Annotated in this window: 14 protein-coding genes; 6 read left to right on the forward strand and 8 right to left on the reverse strand. The window is 71.0% G+C overall.

Going from position 1 to position 16,429, the window contains the following annotated elements; genetic code table 11:
* The first annotated feature begins 26 nt into the window (after positions 1-26).
* Positions 27-869 carry a helix-turn-helix transcriptional regulator gene (locus C2L58_RS14255; RefSeq protein WP_103338048.1) on the forward strand — a complete coding sequence of 281 codons (843 nt, stop codon included), beginning with the start codon at positions 27-29 and terminating at the stop codon, positions 867-869.
* Positions 866-1,573: a leucine-rich repeat domain-containing protein gene (locus tag C2L58_RS14260; RefSeq protein WP_103338049.1), complete on the forward strand. Its 708-nt coding sequence runs from the start codon at positions 866-868 to the stop codon at positions 1,571-1,573. The genes C2L58_RS14255 and C2L58_RS14260 overlap by 4 nt, the downstream gene beginning before the upstream one ends.
* Positions 1,574-1,577: 4 nt before the next feature.
* Here C2L58_RS14260 and C2L58_RS14265 read toward each other — a convergent pair whose 3' ends face one another.
* The 3 genes from C2L58_RS14265 to C2L58_RS14275 all read right to left on the reverse strand — a co-directional run bounded on the left by C2L58_RS14265 (position 1,578) and on the right by C2L58_RS14275 (position 5,974).
* Positions 1,578-3,617 carry a VanW family protein gene (locus tag C2L58_RS14265; protein ID WP_103338089.1) on the reverse strand — a complete coding sequence of 680 codons (2,040 nt, stop codon included), beginning with the start codon at positions 3,615-3,617 and terminating at the stop codon, positions 1,578-1,580.
* A 193-nt stretch (positions 3,618-3,810) separates the two neighbouring features.
* Positions 3,811-4,143, reverse strand: coding sequence for a GroES family chaperonin (locus C2L58_RS14270; protein ID WP_103338050.1), 333 nt, complete (start codon positions 4,141-4,143; stop codon positions 3,811-3,813).
* A 1-nt stretch (position 4,144) separates the two neighbouring features.
* Positions 4,145-5,974 carry an NHL domain-containing thioredoxin family protein gene (locus C2L58_RS14275; RefSeq protein ID WP_103338051.1) on the reverse strand — a complete coding sequence of 610 codons (1,830 nt, stop codon included), beginning with the start codon at positions 5,972-5,974 and terminating at the stop codon, positions 4,145-4,147.
* A gap of 165 nt (positions 5,975-6,139) precedes the next feature.
* Between C2L58_RS14275 and C2L58_RS14280 the strand changes: the two genes are divergently transcribed.
* Positions 6,140-6,715 (forward strand): hypothetical protein, encoded by a 576-nt coding sequence (locus C2L58_RS14280; RefSeq protein WP_103338052.1) that lies wholly within the window; start codon positions 6,140-6,142, stop codon positions 6,713-6,715.
* Here the strand turns inward: C2L58_RS14280 and C2L58_RS14285 are convergent, their stop codons facing one another.
* The 4 genes from C2L58_RS14285 to C2L58_RS14300 form a co-directional block, all read right to left on the reverse strand.
* Complete coding sequence (locus C2L58_RS14285) at positions 6,716-9,031, reverse strand: oxidoreductase (protein WP_103338053.1); 2,316 nt, start codon at positions 9,029-9,031, stop codon at positions 6,716-6,718.
* Between the two features lie 89 nt (positions 9,032-9,120).
* Positions 9,121-9,894, reverse strand: coding sequence for an amino acid ABC transporter ATP-binding protein (locus C2L58_RS14290; RefSeq protein WP_103338054.1), 774 nt, complete (start codon positions 9,892-9,894; stop codon positions 9,121-9,123).
* A complete protein-coding gene (locus C2L58_RS14295; RefSeq protein WP_233225711.1) occupies positions 9,891-10,793 on the reverse strand; it encodes an amino acid ABC transporter permease in 903 nt (300 codons plus the stop codon). Before C2L58_RS14295 ends, C2L58_RS14290 begins: the two co-directional genes overlap by 4 nt.
* A 59-nt stretch (positions 10,794-10,852) precedes the next feature.
* Positions 10,853-11,761 carry an ABC transporter substrate-binding protein gene (locus C2L58_RS14300; protein ID WP_103338090.1) on the reverse strand — a complete coding sequence of 303 codons (909 nt, stop codon included), beginning with the start codon at positions 11,759-11,761 and terminating at the stop codon, positions 10,853-10,855.
* A 181-nt stretch (positions 11,762-11,942) separates the two neighbouring features.
* Between C2L58_RS14300 and C2L58_RS14305 the strand changes: the two genes are divergently transcribed.
* From C2L58_RS14305 to C2L58_RS14315, 3 genes are read left to right on the forward strand one after another with little or no spacing between them, the layout of a single operon-like run.
* Positions 11,943-13,604 (forward strand): circularly permuted type 2 ATP-grasp protein, encoded by a 1,662-nt coding sequence (locus C2L58_RS14305; RefSeq protein ID WP_103338056.1) that lies wholly within the window; start codon positions 11,943-11,945, stop codon positions 13,602-13,604.
* A gap of 10 nt (positions 13,605-13,614) precedes the next feature.
* Complete coding sequence (locus C2L58_RS14310) at positions 13,615-14,562, forward strand: alpha-E domain-containing protein (RefSeq protein WP_103338057.1); 948 nt, start codon at positions 13,615-13,617, stop codon at positions 14,560-14,562.
* Positions 14,559-15,401: a transglutaminase family protein gene (locus tag C2L58_RS14315; protein ID WP_103338058.1), complete on the forward strand. Its 843-nt coding sequence runs from the start codon at positions 14,559-14,561 to the stop codon at positions 15,399-15,401. The genes C2L58_RS14310 and C2L58_RS14315 overlap by 4 nt, the downstream gene beginning before the upstream one ends.
* On the opposite strand, the gene C2L58_RS14320 is transcribed toward C2L58_RS14315, so the two are convergent.
* The gene (locus C2L58_RS14320) at positions 15,398-16,402 is read right to left on the reverse strand and encodes a hypothetical protein (protein WP_103338059.1); all 1,005 of its coding nucleotides are present in this window, start codon (positions 16,400-16,402) and stop codon (positions 15,398-15,400) included. The genes C2L58_RS14315 and C2L58_RS14320 overlap by 4 nt on opposite strands.
* Between the last annotated feature and the right edge of the window lie 27 nt (positions 16,403-16,429).

Consider the following 16,429-nt stretch of genomic DNA (forward strand, 5'->3'; position numbering starts at 1 on the left):
TCGTACCCCTCCGGCACCATGTCGGCATGACGTCAACGCAGGTCCACACGAGCCACCGAGAGGAACTCGGCCAGTTCCTCAAGGCGTGCCGGGCGCGGATCGGCCCGGAGGAGGTCGGGCTGCCGCCCGGCGTGCGCCGTCGCACGAGCGGGTTGCGGCGGGAGGAGGTCGCGCTGCTCGCCGGCGTGGGCGTCACCTGGTACACGTGGCTGGAGCAGGGGCGGCCGATCAACGCGAGCGCCCAGGTGCTCGACGCGGTGGCGCGCACGCTGCGGATGGACCACCCCGAGCGGGAACACCTGTACAGGCTGGCGGAGCTGACACCGTCCCGGCTGCCGTCGCCGGCCGAGGTGGTGCCGGACGCGGTGTGCGAGGTGCTGCGCGCGCTCGATCCGCTGCCGGCCACCCTGATCAACGGCCGGTTCGACATCCTCGCGTCGAACGCGGCGCAGGAGGAGCTGTTCTGGGAGTGGCACAGCCTGCCCTGCCTGCACAAGAACCTGCTGTGGTGCTGCGTGACCGAGCCGAAGGCGCGGCAGATGCTGCTGAACTACGACGAGGAGGTCCCGCACATGGTCGCGCGGATGCGCGCCGAGTACGGCAGGCACATCGGTGACCCGTCGTGGGACGAGGACATCCGGCGGCTGTCCGCGCTGAGCCCCGAGTTCGCCGCGTTGTGGGCGCGGCACGAGGTGGCGGACCCGCGGCCGCGGTTGCGGGAGTTCCAGCACCCGCGGGTGGGCCGGATGCACCTCCGGCTGACCGAGCTGGCGGTCTCGGAAGCGCCGGGCCTGCGCATCCAGGTGTCCACTCCGGAGGACGCCTCGACGTGGGCGTTGCTGCCCTTGACCCGGCGGGAGGCGTGGTGACCCTGGTGGACCTGAGCGATCAGGGGCTGACGTCGGCGCCTTCGCTGCCGGAGGGCGTCACCCGGCTCGATCTGTACAAGAACTCGATCTCGGAGGTGCCCGGGTCGCTGTGGTCGCTGACCGGGCTGCGCGTGCTGAACCTCGCGGCGAACCGGATTTCTTCGCTGCCGCCGGGCATCTCGGCGCTGACGTCGTTGCACACGCTCGACCTGGCGCACAACCGGTTCGACTCCTTGCCCGGCGAGCTGGGCGAGCTGGCCGGGCTCACCGAATACCTGTACATCAGCGACAACCGGCTGACGAAGTTCCCGGCTGCCTGGTGCCGGCTGGGAAAGCTGCGGTACCTGGGGTGCACGGACAACCGGCTCACCGCGCTGCCCGCGGACCTCTCGGGATTCGCGGCGCTGCGCGAACTCCGGCTGTACCGCAACGAGCTGGCCGCGCTGCCCGAGTCGATCGGGGCGCTGAGTGCGTTGCGGGAGCTGCACCTGCGCGGCAACCGGCTCACCGCGCTGCCGGACTCGATCGGCTTGCTGAGTGAGCTGCGTCAGCTCGACCTGCGGGAGAACTCGCTGACGACGTTGCCGGCGTCGCTCGCCCGGCTGTCCAAATTGGACAAGCTGGATCTGCGGTGGAACAAGCAGCTCCGGGAGCCGGCCTGGCTGCGCGACGTCGAGGAGGCGGGGTGCATGGTCCTTCGCTGACAACTCAACAGAGAACGGTCGGACGCGGGCCGTAGGTCGCCGTGTGCGACGTCCGCCGGAGCTCGGTGCCGCTCGCGAGGTCGTAGAGCACGCGCGTGTCGGTGACGCTGAAGCCGGACGAACCGATCGAGGGCCGGCACGAGCCGGCCTCGCCGGCGCCGAACTGGATCGGCGGCGGGTCGCCGGGCGTCTGCGCTCCGGTCTGGCCCTCGACGCGGAAGTGGCGGGTGCCCCAGATCCGGACGGTCACCGAGTCGCCGGAAACGGTGGCCTGGATGGCGATGCCGGTCGCCGCGTCGTTGGTCAGCTTGAGCTCGACGGGGCTGCCGTCGGCGTTGACGGCCTTGGCGTCGCGGCCGACGGGGTAGCGGTCGAGGTAGTGGTCGTGCTCCAGGTGGCCGGCGTCGGCCAGGCCGGCGAGGTAGGCGGCGTTGTACAAAGTGGACGCCAGCTGGGAGACACCGCCGCCGGCCACGGAGGGGCCGGTGCCGTCCTCGTCGACCGGGGCGGGCACGTAGCCGGCGTCCGCGGTGCGCGGGCCGGAGCGGCCACCGAGGCTGAACGTCTCGCCGGGCTTGACGATCGCGCCGGACACGCGGGCGGCGAGCGTCCGGTTGTTCGTCTGGGCCGGGCCGGTGAGGCCGCCGGTGGTGAACTCGCCGATGACCTCTTTGATGCCGAGCGCGCTGGCGGCGTCGGTGGTCACGCCGGGTGCCGCCGTGCTGTAGACGACCGGGAGATCTCGTCCGTCGGTCTTCTTGAGCACGTCGATCAGGGGGAGGAAGGTCTTCTCCCAGTTGATCTTGCGGGCGTCCTCGGAGGGCTCCACCGCCGGCTGGTCGCCGGTGAAGACGATCTGCGCGTCCTTGCCGTCGGTCTCGGTGCTCGCGAGCTGGTCCTTGAGGGCGGCCTGCAGCTTGCCCTGGTCGATCCGGACCTCGACGGCCCCGCCCTCGACCACGGCGAACTGGAACGACGACGCGATCGTCACGGGCTTCAGCGGAACGTCCTTGCCCTCGCCGTGCACGACGACCGGCTTCGCGACGGCGGGCACGACGATCTGCTGACAAGCGGCCTGCACGCCGGCGGCGGTCGCCCGCACGGGCGTGATCGCCATGGCCAGCTTGACCCCGCCGGGGTCGAGCCAGTGGTCGGTGACGGTCTGCACGGCGCCGGCCAGGTCGGTCAGCTGCTGGCCCTGCCGCGGCAGGACGGGGTGGGCGGTGACACCGCCATCGCTGCCCGGGATCGGCGTGAACCCGACCGTGCCTTCGGTGGCGGGGTGGTTCAGCCTGCCCTCGGCCAGTTCCTGCACGGCCTGCCCGATCCGGTTCTGGTCGGTGCGCGTGGCCACCCCGACCTCGCGGCTGCTGAAGAAGGACATGATCCGCGTGATCGGACTGAGCGGCTGGTGCCCGGCGAGCCCCAGGGTGTTCGGCCAGTCGAGCCCGAGCCCGGACTGCGAGGGCACGAGTTCGGCCTGCACATCCCCGCCGTGCACGGCGACGGGCCGGATCAGCCGCGGTTCGAGTTCTTTCCGCAGCTTCGCTTCGGCCTCGGCATGGCTGAGCCCCCCGACCTCGATGCCGGCGACGGTCACCCCGCGCGGCACATCCCCGGCGCTGACGGCGAGATCGATGGCGTAGAGGATGACGAAGAGGCCCATGGCGAGCCCGACGGACATCATGGTCCGGGCAACGCCCTTGCGCAGCTTCCGGGCCGGGGTCTCCGGCGCCGGCGGTGGCGCGGGGTTCTCGAGGAGCTCGCCGAGCAGATCATCGGAGAAGAGATCGGTCGTGCCGGCGGCATTCTCGGGGGCACTGTCGGGAACACTGCCGGGTGCACTGCCGGGAACGGGCGCGGCGACCACGGGCGGCCAAGCGGGCACGACCTCGATCGCGGGCTCGGTCGCGGGCTCGGCGGGTGGCGGCACAGCCACGGTCGGCGGGTCGGCGACAGCCGGCAAGTCGGTCGCGGTCGGCAGGTCAGCCGCGGTAGGCGGGTCGCTTACCGAGGGCGTCGCCGCGGTCGGCGGGTCGGTCACCGGCTCCGGCGTGGCCGCCGCGGTGGTCGGCTCGGGTGCCCGTAGCTCCGGCTCGGCGTCGGGCCACACCTCGGCGGCCGTTGCTTCGAGCGTTCCGGGCTCGGCCGACGCACGAGCGTGGTCGGCTTCGAGCCTCTCCCCGCCCTCGCGTACCTCTTCGTCTGCCACGCGCCTGCCTTCCGCGGGACCCGACCTACAGGTAGAGCCCCGTCCCGTGCTCGGTGCGCTCGGTCGCCACCGCGTGGATGTCGCGTTCGCGCATCACCAGGTGCCCCTCGCCCTGGATCTCGACCTCGAGCTGGTCCTCCGGGTTGAAGAGCACGCGGTCGCCGGTCTTGACGTTCCGCACACTGTTGCCCACGCCCAGTACATCACCCCAGGAGAGCCGGCGCGCGACCTGCGCCGTCGCGGGGATCACGATGCCGCCGCTGCTGCGGCGCTCCCCTTCTTCCGGCGACAGCCGCACGAGTACCCGGTCGTGCAGCATCTGGATTTCGAGTTTCGGCCCGTCAGACACGGCCTGCATGTTACCCGTCGGTCCTGGGCTCCCCGGCCATGACCAGGCTCAGTTCGCGCACCCCGCCGTCCTCGATCCGGATCGGGACGCCCCAGTCCTGGCGGGTGATCCGGCACGCCGGGTGCTCGCTGCCGCCGTCCGCGCTGTCGCAGCTCGCGGCCTGCGCGACGACCTGCAGCACCCCCTCCGCAACCCCCGGGGCCAGGCGGATCTTGCGGTTCAGGTCCGTGCCGGTCCCGCCGCCGTCGGCCAGCAGCGAGGGCGGCGACGCGCTGATCTCGAGCCGCGTCGACGGGCCGAAGCGGTCGTCCAGCTTCTCGCCCGGCGGGGCCGTGAACACCACCGAAAAGTCGATCTCGCCCGGGGCGAGCACCGTCGGCGGGCGGCGCACCGCGTGCGCGTCGCCGGTGACGACCGTCGGCCCGGCCGACGAGTCGAGCGGGCTGAGCCGGTTGCCCGCGGACTCGACGACGAGCAGCTCGCCGTCGTGCAGCAGCAGGCCCTGCGGCTCGGCGAGGCCGGTCGCGATCGTGGTCACCTGGCGGGTGAAGACGTCGAAGCGGCGAACCGCGCCGTTGTAGGTGTCGGCGATCGCGATCTTGTCGCCGGGCAGCACGGCCAGGCCCAGCGGGTGCTGGAGCAGCGCCTGATCGGCCGGGCCGTCGGTGTGGCCGAAGGAAAACAGGTCGACGCCGATCGCGGTCTGCACGGTGAAGGACTCGCCGTCGGGCTCGATCCAGCGCAGCGCCGACGTCTCCGCGTCGACGAGCCACAGCTTGTCGCCGTCCACGGCTAGGCCGGACGTCTGCGCGAAGAACGCTTCGCCGGCGTCGCCGTCGCGAAGGCCTTCGACGGTCGTCCCGGCGAAGCGGCGGATGGTGCCGCCGACCGGGTCGAACACGCTCAGCGTGTGGTTGCCCGCCATGGCGACGACGACCCCGCCGGCCGGCCCCCACCAGGCGACGTCCCACGGGCTCGTCAGGTCGACCTCGGCGGCCTTGCCCGAGTCCGGCCCGCTGCGCCACTGCGCACCGGTGCCGGCGACCGTCGTCACCTCGCCGGTGATCAGGTCGAGGCCGCGCAGCCGGTGGCCGGCCGTGTCGGCGACGACGGCGTGGTAGCCGACGCGCTCGGCGATGTCGTACGGCAGGAGGGCGATGCCCGACGGCTCGGTGAAGGTCGCGATGTCGAACGGACCGTCCTGGCTGCCGCGGGCCCCGCTGCCGAAGCGGCGGATGACGGTCTCGCCGTCCGAAGCGAACTCGACGATGGCGTGGTGCCCGGTGTCGGCGACGAGGACGCGGCCCTCGGCGGTGGCGACGGCCTTGCTCGGGAACCGCAGCTCGCCGGGCTGCTCCTCGACCGGCACGTACGGGCTGCCGCCGCGGCGCAGCGTCCCCTTGGCTTCGTGCTTCTTCAAGAGGTCCGCGATGACGCGGCGAAGCGCCTCTTCGTGCCCTTCGCCCGCGGCGACGTGCACGACGTACCCCTCGGGGTCGACGACGACGAGCGTCGGCCAGGCGCGGACCGCGTACTGCGACCACAGCTCCATCTCGGGGTCGTTGACCACCGGGTGGTGCACCTCGTAGCGGCGGACCGCGGCTTCGATCGAGGCGCGCTCGCCCTCGTGCAGGAACTTCGGCGAATGGACACCGATGGTGACCAGCACGTCCGCGAACTCGGCTTCCAGCGGACGCAGCTCGTCGAGCACGTGGAGGCAGTTGACGCAGCCGCTGGTCCAGAAGTCCAGCAGCACGACGCGGCCGCGCAGCTCGGCGAGGGTGATCGGGCGGCCGCCGGTGTTCAGCCAGACGTCGCCGCGCAGCTCGGGGGCGCGCACGCGGCTCTGCGGTCGGGGAGAAGTCACGGCATGAGTGAACTACACGCCCTCACGCTCTGTTCCGCGGTCCGCCCTGATGAGAGAACAAACTCACCCGGACGTGGGTCCCCTGGTCGGCGCGAAAAAGGACGCGCGGGCGGGTGAGCCGCCGCTTAGGCTCGGGCCATGACCCCCGTCCAGCCGGCCGGCGCCCTCACTCCGGAGGAGGCGCGGCACCTGCAGGAGAACCTCCGGGAACCCGTGCGTCCCGGGCTGAGCGAAGCCGAGCTCGACGACGTCGAGCGCCGGTTCGGCTTCCGCTTCGCCGCGGACCACCGCACGTTCCTGGCCGCCGGCGTCCCGATCGGCGACCGCTGGCCCGACTGGCGCTGCGGCAACCCGGAGCAGCTGCGCAAACGTTTGGCATGGCCGGTCGACGGCGTGCTGTACGACGTCGAGCACAACGGCTTCTGGCTGCCGGACTGGGGCACGCGCCCGGTCGGCCCGGAGGACGCGGTCCGCGAAGCCCGGCGGCGGCTGGCCGACGTGCCGCAGCTGGTGCCGGTGTGCGGGCACCGGTACCTGCCCGGGCTGGCGGGCACGGTGGGCTACCCGGTGCTGTCGGTGTACCAGACGGACATCATCGTCTACGGCAGTGACCTGCGGGATTACCTGCACCGCGAGTTCGCGACGGGCGGCATCAGCACGGCCCCACCGGACGGCCCCCGCTACATACCGTTCTGGTCCCGCTTCATCGACTGATCAGCTGTCCCGGCGCAGCATGCGGCTCACGCCCGCCGCCACGGTGGTGGCCAAGATCCAGCCCGAGGCCGTGAAGCCGGCTGCTACCCAGTTGTCCGGGCCGTGCATGTACCACCTCGACTTGTTGCCGAAGTCCACGATCGGGACCAGCAGGTCCGCCGTGTAGATCACCGGATTCCACTGCAGCCCGGTGTCCTGCTGGTTCACCACGCAGCGGTCGCCGTTCGCGATGATCTGGTGGGCCGGGTCCGGGGACTTCCAGCCGATGCAGTCGTCGGTGCCGAAGCCGAACCAGAGGCTGCCCAGGACCAGCAGCGCCAGGAGCCAGCCGAGCGCGCGGACCGGGCGGTAGCCGTAGCCGACCATCGAGCGTTGGAGCCAGCTCCAGAGCCGCACCCCGGGGCCGAAGAACTTGAAGCCGCGCGCCAATGCCTCGTAGCGGAACTGCTGCTTGCGCAGGGCCACCGTCGAGGCGTGCTCTTCGTTTCCCGCCGCGCGGAGCATGTGGGCCAGCTGGTCGTACGGGCCCGGCCGATACCCGCGCATCGCTTTGCGCAGCAGCTCGATGCGCTCGTCCAGGGCCTTGTCGTCGTCGAGGGGGATGCCCTTCTTGAGGGCGTCGTAGCGGAAGTCCTCCAGCTCGATGCCGTCGGAGGCCGCCCAGAACTGGTTGTTGTCGCTCAGCGTTCCGCAGTGGGCCCGGCGCAGCACGATGCGGCCCGTCGGGGGGCTGCTCGGGGTCAGGATGAACTCGTCCGAGGCGACGTCGCCCGCGTCGAGGGCCACGCCGAACGGCGGCAACGACCCGAGCTGGGAACCGCGCAGGTCCACGCGCCGGGCGACCTGGGCGCCGTCGAGGTTGACGCCTCCTTCGGCCACGAACGGGCGGCCGTTGTTGTCCCGGAGCGTCAGGTCGCGGCCGACCCGGCCGGTGCGGACGTCGAGGGAATAACTGCTGGTCGCACGGCGGCCGGGGTCCGTGAGCCGGGTGCCCGCCAGGTTGATGCTGCCACCGACGTCCACACCCTGCAGGCGGAGCGTGCCGTGGATGGTGGCGTCGGTGAGCTGGAAGTTGCCCGCGATCTTCGACCGGCGGGCGGAGAACACGTCCCGGCCGGGATGGCGGAACATCGAGTTCCAGGCCAGGAAGTTGCCGCCGACGGTGACGTCGGCCAGGCGCAGCTGCCCCGCCGGGACGCGCAGGCTCGTCGCCTCGATGTCGCCGCCGATCTCGGTGCCGTCGAGGTGCAGGGCACGGTCGTAGTACGGCACCGTCTTGCCGCGCTCGACCCGGATCTCGGCGCCGGCCAGCCGCAGCGAGCCGCCGATCCGGGCGTTCACCATGCGCAGCGTGCCCAGCGCCTGCAGGCCGTCCGACAGCTCGACGTTCCCGTCGACGCGCATCCGGTCGGCGACCAGCGCCGGCCGGGGGTCGATGTACGGGTCGTTGGACTTCCACGCGTCGACGGCGATCGGCCCGTGCTGGGACACCGTCAGCTTGGCCTCGCGCAGCGAGATGTCGCTGTCCACGGTGGCGCTCGGCAGGTACATGATCCCGGTGGCGGAGAACCGCTTGCGCTGGCTGGCCGGCCCGTAGTTGTCGACCTCGCACAGCAGGCTGCCGCCGATGTGCAGGCCGTTGCCGTTGAGCGCGAAGCCGTCCGGGTTGTTCAGCGTGGCCCCCGAGAAGTTCACGTTACCGCCGGTCCGCACGCCGGGGAGCCGGACTTCGCCGTTCGCGACCATCCGGTAGGCCAGCAGCGCGCCGGTCAGCACGAGCCGGTCGGCCTGGATGGCCTTGCCGTGCGGGTGGGAGATGACGGTGCGGGTGAGCACCATCGAGCCCTCGATCACCGCGTCGGTCAGGTTGACCGCGGCGTTCGGCATGCCGCGTTCGCGGTCGTCGCCGCGCTGGACGGTCGTCTCTTCGATCTCCCGCCGGTCGCCGTCGACCTGCACGACGCTGCGGATCAGCCGGACGTCGTTGCGGCTGCGCATGTTGCGGGCCTTGAGCCCGGGCAGCCAGCACTTGCGGAACACGAGCCCGAGCAGGTTCGCCTCGCGCACGTCCGGCGGCTGTTCGAACCGGCACCGCTCGAACCGGAACAGGTACTTCAGGTCCGCGGCCCGCAGGTCCAGCGTCCCGGTGATGTAGGCGTCCTCGACGTAGACGATCGGGGCGTTCGTGGCCTGACGCCGCCAGCGCATCAGGCCCGCGTTGCCGGGTTTCAGCAGTTCGGAGGCCTTGACCTCGTAGCGGCGGTCCGGGATGCCCGCGAAGGGGTCGAGCGGCGGCAGCGCACTTTCGGTCGACATGCCGGCTCCCCCTCCCTCGCCCCGCCATCAAGGTAACGAAGAAACGGCGGAAACGGTGCCGGAACACCGTTTCCGCCGCCCCAGATCTCTCAGGCGTTGGGGTTCAGCACCCGGGCGAGGAACGACTTGGTCCGCTCCTCGCGCGGGCTCCCGATGACCTGCTCGGGCGGTCCCGCCTCGACGACGACCCCGCCGTCCATGAACAGGACCTTGTCGGCCACCTCGCGCGCGAACTGCATCTCGTGCGTGACGACGACCATGGTCATGCCGTCCTTGGCGAGCTGCTTCATCACGCCCAGGACGTCGCCGACGAGCTCCGGGTCCAGCGCGGACGTCGGCTCGTCGAACAGCATCAGCTTCGGCTGCATCGCCAGCGCCCGGGCGATCGCGACGCGCTGCTGCTGCCCGCCGGACAGCTGCGCGGGGTAGTTCTTCGCCTTGTCCGCGAGGCCGACGCGGTCCAGCAGCTCCAGCGCGCGCTCCCGCACCTGGGCCTTCGGCTCGCGCCGGACCTGGATCGGCGCCTCCATGATGTTTTCGAGCGCCGTCATGTGCGGGAAGAGGTTGAAGCGCTGGAACACCATGCCGATGTCCTTGCGCTGGAACGCGACCTCGTTCTCGCGCAGCTCGTGCAGCTTGTCGCCGCGCTGCTTGTAGCCGACGAGCACGCCGTCGACGTAGAGCCGGCCGGCGTCGATCTTTTCGAGGTGGTTGATGCAGCGCAGCAGCGTCGACTTGCCCGAGCCGGACGGCCCGATCAGGCAGAGCACTTCCCGTTCGTGCACCTCGAGGTCGATGCCCTTGAGGACGTCGACGCTGCCGAAGCTCTTGTGGATCTTCTGCGCGGAAACCACGGGGGTCATGTGACGTTCCCTCCACCCCGGCCGAACAACCGGGCGCCCAGTCCGGTCCGCGGGGTGACGGCCCGCGAGGTACCCCGGGCGAAGTACTTCTCGATCTGGATCTGGATGACGGTCAGGATCGACGTCATGAACAGGTACCAGATCACCGCGGTGAGCAGCAGCGGGATCGTCTTGAAGTTCTGCGCGTAGATGGTCTGGACCGCGACCATCAGCTCGTAGTAGCCGATCGCGACGACCAGTGACGTGGTCTTCAGCATCGCGATCGTCTCGTTGCCGGTGGGCGGCACGATCACCCGCATCGCCTGCGGCAGCACGATGCGCCGCAGCGTGGTCGTCCGCTTCATGCCGAGCGCGGACGCCGCCTCCAGCTGACCGCTGTCGATCGACTGGATCCCGCCGCGCACGATCTCCGCCATGTACGCGGCCTCGTTGAGCCCGAGGCCGAGCAGCGACGCCGTGAACTGGTTGATCAGGTCGTTCGTGCTCCACGAAACGAACTCGGGCCCGAAGGGGATCCCGAGCCCGAGCCGCGGGTAGGCGAACGCGAGGAAGTTCCAGAACACCAGCTGCGTGATCAGCGGGGTGCCGCGGAACAACCAGATGTAGATGCCCGCGGCGCCCTTGGTCAACGGGTTCGGCGACAGCCGCATGACCGCCAGCAGGACCCCGCCCACGATGCCGATGAGCATCGAGATCACGGTCAGGATCAGGGTGTTCTGCAGACCGCGCAGCACGCGGTCGTTGAACAGGTAGTCCCAGACGGTGGGCCAGCCGAAGTTGTCGTTCGTGACGATGCTGCGAACGACGATGAAGGCGACGAAGAGGACGACCACCCCGGCCACCCAGCGCCCGTAGTGGCGCACCGGGACGGCCTTGATGGGCTTGGTGTCGACGGCCACCCGGTCATCGGGAGGCGCGTCGGAGGAACTGGACACTGGCTAAGCCCTCTCTAGCCGGCTCAGGACGCCGCCGGGTTGAGTTCCGACTTGCTGACCGCGCCGGCTGCCGACAGACCCCACTTGTCGAGGATCTTCTTGTAGGTGCCGTCGTCGATCAGGGCCTGGACCGCCGCCTGAACCGCCTTGCCGTAGTCGCCGCTGTCCTTCTTCAGGATGATGCCGTAGGGCGCCGTGTCGTACGGCTCACCGACGACCTCGAGCTGCCCGTTCGTCTGCTTGACCGCGTAGTCGACGACCGGGGAGTCGGCCAGTTCGCCCTGCACCCGCTTCGCGGTGAGCGCCAGGTTCACGTCGGTCTGGGCCTGCAGCTGGGTGACGTCGATCGCCGGCTTGCCCGCCGAGGTGCACTTGTCCGACCGCTTCTGCAGGTCGTCGACCTGTGTGGTGCCCTTCTGCACGCCCAGCTTCTTGCCGCAGAGGTCGTCGACGTTCAGCTTGTCGGGGTTGCCCTTCAGCACGCCGAGCGACGTCCCCGCCTTGTAGTAGCTGACCATGTCGACGATCTGGAGCCGTTCGGCGTTGACGCTGAACGACGACATCGCAAGCTCGTACTTGCCGGCCTGGATGCCCGGGATGATCCCGTCGAAGGCGGCGTTCTGGAACTCCATCTTCAGGCCGAGCTTCTGCCCGATCGCGGTGCCGAGGTCCACGTCGAAACCGGTGACCTTGCCGCTCTCGTCCTGGAATTCGTTCGGCGGGTAGCTCTGGTCCTGGCCGACCAGGATCTTGCCGTCCGTCTTGACCGCATCCGGGACCATGGCCGCCAGCTTGTCGTCCTTGGCGACCGCGCCCAAGTCACCGCCGGCGCCCGGGGCGGCGGCTGAGCTGCTGGGCTTGACGTCGCCCGCGCCACTCCCTCCCGCTCCGCACGCCACGGTCAAGCCGACCAGGGCGAACGCAGGCAGCAGGGCGATCGCCTTGAGCTGGGTTCCTCGGGCCACGTCGTCACTCCTCGTAGTTCTCAGTTCGTGAGAGCACGCATATTGCCACTCATCCATACCAAAGCACAGCACTGTGAAGTTACGGCGATGTTTACGACGGCGCGCGTCGCACCGCGGGTATCGCGCCCACCCCGTGGCGTGGGTAAGGATGTCGACCATGAACGCCACCCCGCCGCGGCTGCCCCCCTCCGGTCGACGCGCGAGGACGGCGGCGACCAGCCGGATCACCCGTCCGGGAGACCGGTTCGAGGGGTACCTCTCGCCGGCGCGGCCGCACGCCGGCGCGTACGACGAGATGTTCGCCGCCGACGGCACGGTCCGCGGCCCGTACCGGGCGCTGTACGAATCGATCGCGGCCCTCGACGCGCACGACCTCAACTCGCGGTCGCTCGCGCTGGACCGGGCGATGGTCGACCAGGGCATCACGTTCTCGCTGTCCGGGCAGGAGCGGCCGTTCCCGCTGGACCTGGTGCCGCGGGTGATCCAGGCGGCCGAGTGGACGAAGCTCGAGCGCGGCGTCGCCCAGCGCGTCCGCGCGCTCGAGGCGTTCCTCGCCGACATCTACGGCGACCGCCTGATCCTGCGCGAGGGCGTGCTGCCGCGGCGGCTGATCACCTCGTGCGAGCACTTCCGGCGGGAGGCGTTCGGCATCACCCCGCCCAACGGCGTGCGCATCCACGTGTCCGGTGTGGACCTCGTGCGTGACGAAGAGGGCACGTTCCGCGTGCTGGAGGACAACCTCCGCAACCCGTCCGGGGTGTCGTACGTGATGGAAAACCGGCGCACGATGGCCCGCGTGTTTCCCGACCTGTTCGCCCAGCACCGCGTGCGACCGGTCGGCGACTACGCGTCGCACCTGCTCCGGGCCCTGCGCGCGGCGGCCGCGGCGAACGTCGCCGACCCGACGGTCGTCGTGCTCACCCCCGGCATCCACAACTCGGCGTACTTCGAGCACTCGCTGCTGGCCCGGCTGATGGGCGTCGAGCTCGTCGAAGGCCGGGACATGTTCTGCCGCGACAACGTCGTCTACCTGCGGACCACCGAGGGGGAGCGCCAGGTCGACGTCGTCTACCGGCGGATCGACGACGAGTTCCTCGACCCGGTGCACTACCGGCCGGACTCCGTGCTCGGCGTCGCCGGCATCCAGAACGCGGCCCGCGCGGGCAACGTCGTCGTGGCGAACGCGATCGGCAACGGCGTCGGCGACGACAAGCTCGTCTACACCTACGTGCCGGAGATGGTGAAGTACTACCTGAACGAGAAGCCGCTGCTGCCCAATGTGGACACCTTCCGCTGCTGGCTGCCGGACGAGTTCGACCACGTCATGGCCCACCTGGACGAGCTCGTCGTGAAGCCGGTCGAGGGCTCCGGCGGCTACGGGATCGTGTTCGGCCCGGAGGCGACCAAGAAGGAGCTGGACACGCTGCGGCGCAAGGTGCGCGCGCACCGGCGCGGCTGGATCGCGCAGCCGGTGGTCCAGCTCTCGACCGTGCCGGCCAAGGTGGCCGACCGGCTCGCGCCACGGCACGTCGACCTGCGGCCGTTCGCCGTCAACGACGGCAAGGACATCTTCGTGCTCCCCGGCGGCCTGACCCGGGTGGCGCTGCCGGAGGGCAGCCTGGTCGTCAACTCTTCGCAGGGCGGTGGCTCGAAGGACACCTGGGTGCTGGCGTCCCGCGCGTCCACCGCCGAACGCGAGCTGGAGCAGCCCGCACTCGGCGCGGTGTCCACTGTGGATGGTCTGATCACCGAGCAGGGGCCCGAACTGACGACGTCCCAGCAGCAGCAACAGCAGCAACAGCAGAGCTAGGGGGGTTCGCATGCTCGCACGCAACGCGGAGTCGCTGTACTGGATCGGCCGGTACGTCGAACGCGCCGACGACACCTCCCGGATCCTCAACGTCTCGGTCCACCAGCTGCTGGAAGACGCGACCGTCGACCCGGACCACGCGAGCCGCCAGCTCCTGGCCGTGCTGGGCATCGACCCGGCGAGCACGGAGTCCCTGGACGTGTGGAAGCTGACCGAGCTGGTGGCGTACGGGAAGGACAACCCCGCGTCGATCGTCGGCTCGATCAACTCGGCGCGCGAGAACACCCGCGGCGCCCGTGAAGTCGTCTCGACCGAGCTGTGGGAATGCCTGAACGCGACCTGGAACGCGGTGCCCGACCGGCAGCGCTACGCCCGGCGCGCCGGGCCGCACGCGTTCCTGTCCTTCGTCGAGGAGCGCGCGGCGATGTTCGCCGGGCTGGCCGACTCGACGATGAGCCGGGACGACGGCTGGCTGTTCATGGTGCTGGGCCGCTCGATCGAACGCGCCGACATGGTGGTGCGGCTGCTGCTGTCCCGGGTCGCGGACCGCGCGTCCTCGCCGGGCTGGATCACCGTGCTGCGCTCGGCCGGCGCGCAGGACACCTACCTGCGCACCTACCGGGGTGCGCTGGACGCCGGCCGCGTCGTGCAGTTCCTGTTGCGGGACACGCTGTTCCCGCGCTCGGTGTTCCACGCGCTGCGGCAGGCCGAGGAGTGCCTGCAGCGGCTCGACCCGGGCGGCGGCGCGCGCACCAACGAGAAGTCCGAGGCCCTGCGCGAGCTCGGCCGGGCCCGCAGCGAACTGGAGTTCCTCCGCCCGTCGGAGCTGCTCACCGACCTGCCCCGGCGGCTCGGTGCGTTGCAGACGTCCATCAAGGAGATCGGCGAAGCGGTGTCGATGCAGTACTTCAGCACGTCGCCGTGGGTGGCGTGGAGCGGCGCGGAGGTTTCGCTGTGACGTGGCAGCTGCGGGTGGCGCACCGGACCGGGTACCGGTACGCGACACCGGCGACGCAGTCGTACAACGAGGCCCGGCTGACCCCGCGCTCGGACCGCCGCCAGACGACGGTGGCGACCCGCATCGAGACGGCCCCGGCCACCCGTGCCTACCGGTACACGGACTACTGGGGCACGGTCGTGACGTCGTTCGACCTGCACGCGCCGCACACGGAGTTCACCGTGCTGGCGACCTCGGTGGTCGAGACGGCGGACGAAGCGGAACCGATCCGGACGGCGGCGTGGAAGGACTTGCGCTCGGAGACCGTCATCGACCACCGCACCGAGTACCTGACCCCGACCGACTACACCCCGCGCGACCTCGCCCTGGCGCGCGAAGCCCGCGCGCTGCGCCGCGGCCTGGACCCGGCGGACGCGGTGCTGGCGGTGTGCGAGTGGGTGAACAAGCAGCTCAAGTACCAGCCGGGCACCACGGGTGTCCACTCGACCGCGACGGACGCGTGGCAAGCCCGCGAAGGCGTGTGCCAGGACTTCGCGCACGTGACGCTGGTGATGCTGCGGGCGATCGGCGTCCCGGCCCGGTACGTGTCGGGCTACCTGCACACGAAACCGGACGCGAAGCTCGGCGAGGTGGTCGAGGGCGAGTCCCACGCGTGGGTCGACGTCTGGACCGGCGGGTGGTGGGCGTACGACCCGACGAACGCGATCCCGGTCGGGCCGCGGCACGTGTGGGTGGCCATGGGCCGGGACTACGCCGATGTGGCGCCGTTGAAGGGCATCTTCACCGGCGGTGGGCAATCCACTTTGGACGTCTCGGTCCAGCTGACCCGGCTCGCCTAGAGCAGGAAGGTTCCGCCCGCCGCTTCGGCGACGTCCGCGCCGAGGGCCGAGGCCGGGGTGTGCGCGCCCGGCTTGCCTTCGCCGCGGGCCAGGCGAGCCGCCGTTTCGGCCACCACCGCCGCGGTGAAGTCCATCGCTTCGCCCACGCGGAGCCAGCCTTCGCGCGTCGTCCCGCCGGGCCAGGTCACGACGGCGTGCCCCCAGGTGTGCGCGCGGGGGCGGGGCGCCGCCTTCGTCCGGACCGCGGCGAGCCGCCGGACGGCGAACCGGCGCACGACCGGGATCGACACCACCCGCCCGAGCAGCGGAAGCAGGGCCCGGACCACCGGGGCGGTCGGGGCCAGCCCGGAGAAGACCGTGACGTCCGGCGCACCGCTCGCGCGCTGGGCGGCGATCAGCTCACCCGAGTCGACACCCGCCACCTTGCCCGTCTCGCCGTCCGGCAGGACAAGGGTGCGCGGCTTCGCACCTCTGGCCGAGACCGCGGTGAGGGCGTCGACGATGCTGGCGGCCAGCGCGACCCCCACCGCCCCCTCTTCGATGGCGACGGAGGCCAGCGCGTCGACCTGTACGCGGCTGGGCGTGTCACGCCCCTCGCACAGCTTCGCGACGACGGCTTCGGTGGCCAGCACGCCGAACCCGGCTCCGGTGACGAAGGTGCTGCCGCCGGCCAGGGCCTCGTCGTGCAGGTCGAGCAGCCGCCGGACCGCGACCAGGTCCGCGGCCATGTCCACGTAGTGCCCGCCCGGCAGGCACGCGCGCGCGATCGTCTTCGCCGTGGCGGCGTACTCGCCGATCGTGTTGATCACGACCGCCGGCCGCTGCCGGCGGATCTCCGCCGCGATCGCCTCGACGCCGTCCGCGACGACGAACTTCGCGCCGGTCGCTTCCAGGCGTTCCCGGTTGCGTCCGACCAGCACCGCAGGCAGTCCGCGCGCGGCCAGTTCGGCGGTGATGGCCCGGCCGGTTCGGCCCAAGGCGCCGAGGACCCAGATCTCCATGTCGACCTCCAGTGATGTCTCAGTGTG

It is taken from the genome of Amycolatopsis sp. CA-126428 (genome assembly GCF_002904335.1).
GTDB lineage: Bacteria > Actinomycetota > Actinomycetes > Mycobacteriales > Pseudonocardiaceae > Amycolatopsis.

Excerpts from the sequence above, each read along its gene's own strand:
- C2L58_RS14255 (WP_103338048.1), top strand. The coding sequence starts at position 27 with ATGACGTCAACGCAGGTCCACACGAGCCACCGAGAGGAACTCGGCCAG.
- C2L58_RS14270 (WP_103338050.1), bottom strand. The coding sequence starts at position 4,143 with ATGCAGGCCGTGTCTGACGGGCCGAAACTCGAAATCCAGATGCTGCAC.
- C2L58_RS14280 (WP_103338052.1), top strand. The coding sequence starts at position 6,140 with ATGACCCCCGTCCAGCCGGCCGGCGCCCTCACTCCGGAGGAGGCGCGG.
- C2L58_RS14285 (WP_103338053.1), bottom strand. The coding sequence starts at position 9,031 with ATGTCGACCGAAAGTGCGCTGCCGCCGCTCGACCCCTTCGCGGGCATC.
- C2L58_RS14290 (WP_103338054.1), bottom strand. The coding sequence starts at position 9,894 with ATGACCCCCGTGGTTTCCGCGCAGAAGATCCACAAGAGCTTCGGCAGC.
- C2L58_RS14305 (WP_103338056.1), top strand. The coding sequence starts at position 11,943 with ATGTCGACCATGAACGCCACCCCGCCGCGGCTGCCCCCCTCCGGTCGA.
- C2L58_RS14310 (WP_103338057.1), top strand. The coding sequence starts at position 13,615 with ATGCTCGCACGCAACGCGGAGTCGCTGTACTGGATCGGCCGGTACGTC.
- C2L58_RS14320 (WP_103338059.1), bottom strand. The coding sequence starts at position 16,402 with ATGGAGATCTGGGTCCTCGGCGCCTTGGGCCGAACCGGCCGGGCCATC.